The organism is Embleya sp. NPDC025285 (genome assembly GCF_055558835.1).
Genome location: NZ_JBVHLU010000256.1, coordinates 1 through 2,643 on the forward strand (window position 1 = coordinate 1; position 2,643 = coordinate 2,643).

Here is a 2,643-nt window from a genome sequence, read left to right on the forward strand (position 1 = left end):
GACCTCGCTTGTGTGTGTGGAACACGTAGAGGGGCCCGGTGCCGTACGGCACCGGGCCCCGAAGGAACTGCTACACCACCTGCCGGCTACGACTGCTGCGCCGGCCTCGTGTTTCCGCCCACCCGACCGAACTGCCGTCGGGGGTGCGGGGATCGCGGTTGCTCGACCGGAGACCACCTCACTATCGATGTCCTGCGGTACCCGGGCCCAAGACTTCCGCCCGGGCGATCCCGATGGTGCCCGGCTCCTCCGTTCTTCCCTCGAATATCAACTGCTCGACTGCGTACTACAGGTGATGCGAACGTTCGGTGGCCTCTCACGGCGCCACCCTTCGACGATCAGCCCCGTCGCCCGTCCTGCGTCTCGCTTCGGCTTGGAACCCCACCGTCGAACCTCCCGGTGCGCGCGCCCGCAGCCGACGCCTTCACCGAGGTACTGCTCACCCACTTCACTGCCGGGTGCTGCGACCTATACCTACCGGTACTGCATTGCTCGACCACGACACTGCCTGTGGTGACCCCTATTGCCGCGGGCCACCCGGTCCGGCCGTCGATTCCGTCGCCCTTTCACTTCAACCGCGGCTTCGGAATCCCACCACCGAACCGTCCTGCGCACTGCGACTACCCGCCTGCCGCCCGGCAGTTCGTTCTCTGCCGGGCCCTTCGATCTCTCTGGGCTACGAGAGAAACCATAGCCACACGAGCACCCAATGTCTACTCCCGACACAACAGATTTTGCGATGTTCGAAGAGCAGGCAATCTCCCCGGGCTGCGGGGGTATCCCCGAAGGGCCCGGGGGCATACGGCCGCCGCAGGATCGGTGGAACCGCCGCCGGTACGCCCTTTCACTCCGGGAGTCGTCGTGAACCACGGCCGTACCACATCAAGCGGGCCGCGCACCTCCGCCCACCCCCTTCCGGCCGGCAGCGCGCTGGTCATGCACTCCGACGGCCTCACCCAACGGTGGAACCCCGAGGTGGAAGAGGCCGCGTCCGTCACGCCAGGTCTGCCACCGGACGACGCCGCAGGAGCGCAGCGCGTCGAACACGGCAATGGGGACGCGTGGACGGTGTCGTACCGCGTTTGAAGGCCGGGCGCAGGCGGGGTCCGCGGCCGGTCACGCGGATCCGTCCGGTTCGGGGGGACGGTGTCGGGATCGCGGTCATCCGGCCTCGTCGGCCAACGCCTTTCTGAACGTGTCGACCCGCGTGCGCGTCGACACCGCACCGGAGCGGGTCAGCGTCGACCCCAGCCCGACCGACCGCGACGGCGCCGGCCAGGATCCAGGCCGGGGCTGCCCCCAACGAGATCCCTCCGGTGGGGATGAGCGGGAGCTGTGGCAGGGCCGCACGCACGTCGGCCGGCGCGCCGGGCGTCCAGGCCGAGGCCGGGAAGACCTTGACCGCGTCGGCTCCCGCCTCGATCGCGGCGGTCATCTCCGTGGGTGTGGCGCAGCCGGGGAGTACGACCGCGCCGTAGCGGTGGGCGGTGCGGATGACGTCGGCCGACAGGGTGGGGCAGACCAGCAGCCGGGCGCCGGCCGCCACGGCATGTCGGGCGGATTCGGCGTCGAGGACGGTGCCCGCGCCGATGAGAACGTCGGGACGGGCGCGGGACGCTTCCCGGATCACGTCCGCCGCCCCGGGTGTCGTCAGAGACACCTCGATCACGGTCAGGCCTGCGTCCACCAGGGTTTCCAGGTCCTGGGCCGCTTGGTCGGCGGACCCGGCCCGGATGATCGAGACCACGCGTTCGCGCGCGATCCACTGCATGAGGTCCCAGCGGTAGGACCGGCGCTCCGGCGTCATGTCACCGGGGCGTGGCCGGTCGCGGTGGGCGGGTCCACGAGGGCGTCGATGCGGGCGGCCAGTTCCGGGTGGGCGGCGGTCAGGTGTGGGCGGGTGGCGTTGAGGGGGTCGATCAGGGCGGCGGGGTCGTCCTGGCCCAGGGCCTGGTCCAGTCTTGCCATGCTCGGGCGGGATGCGGCGGGGAGGTCGGTGAGTGCGGTGATGTGGCCTGCGAGGCGTCGCAGGTCGGCGGCGTTGTCGCGGGCTCGGGCGCCGGCGGCGCGGTCGGCGGCGCGGCGTTCGCGGGTGGCGGTGACGCGTTGTTCGCCGGTGGTTCCGGCGGGGCCCGGGCGCAGTCGCAGGTAGCGGCGTTCGGCGGCCTGTCGGCTGGCGACGCCCAGGGGGTGGGCGAGGTCCGCCCAGCTGGCGCCGGCGTCGCGGGCGTTCTCGATCAGCCCGCTCTCCCATCCGGCGAGCCGCTCCCGGATCTCGCGGAGCAACAACAGCGAGGCCAAGGCCTGTTCGGGGCCCGCGTCCGGGTGCGGCGGCCCGGCCTCGCCGTCCTGGGCCGTGCGGACGGCTCGGTCGATGGCTTCCAGGGCCGCGGCGGCGGCCAGGAAGGACGCGGGCCCCGCGGCGGGATTGTCGGGTCGGTCGTTCGCGTTCACCGGAGCCCCTCTCACAACGTCGTCTCCTCCGTCGTCATCATGTGGACGACCCACGTATTTGTCATCCTTCCGATGACATGCTACAACGGTTCCAGGGAGCCCGTCAGGGCGCTACCGACCGAAACTTTCGGAGGTGTTCTCGTTATGTTGATGCGTACCGACCCCTTCCGCGAGCTCGACCGGCTCGCG

The 2,643-nt window shown here is 71.0% G+C and carries 2 protein-coding genes; both read right to left on the minus strand.

Going from position 1 to position 2,643, the window contains the following annotated elements:
- Window positions 1-994: 994 nt before the first annotated feature.
- Window positions 995-1,807 carry a bifunctional 4-hydroxy-2-oxoglutarate aldolase/2-dehydro-3-deoxy-phosphogluconate aldolase gene (locus ACZ4FV_RS52000; RefSeq protein WP_465328449.1) on the minus strand — a complete coding sequence of 271 codons (813 nt, stop codon included), beginning with the start codon at window positions 1,805-1,807 and terminating at the stop codon, window positions 995-997.
- Window positions 1,804-2,454: a type III effector protein gene (locus tag ACZ4FV_RS52005; RefSeq protein WP_465328451.1), complete on the minus strand. Its 651-nt coding sequence runs from the start codon at window positions 2,452-2,454 to the stop codon at window positions 1,804-1,806. The genes ACZ4FV_RS52000 and ACZ4FV_RS52005 overlap by 4 nt, the downstream gene beginning before the upstream one ends.
- Window positions 2,455-2,643: the final 189 nt, after the last annotated feature.

Bases quoted from the DNA above. Each gene is read 5' to 3' on its own strand.
- ACZ4FV_RS52000 (WP_465328449.1), bottom strand. From the start codon at position 1,807: ATGACGCCGGAGCGCCGGTCCTACCGCTGGGACCTCATGCAGTGGATC.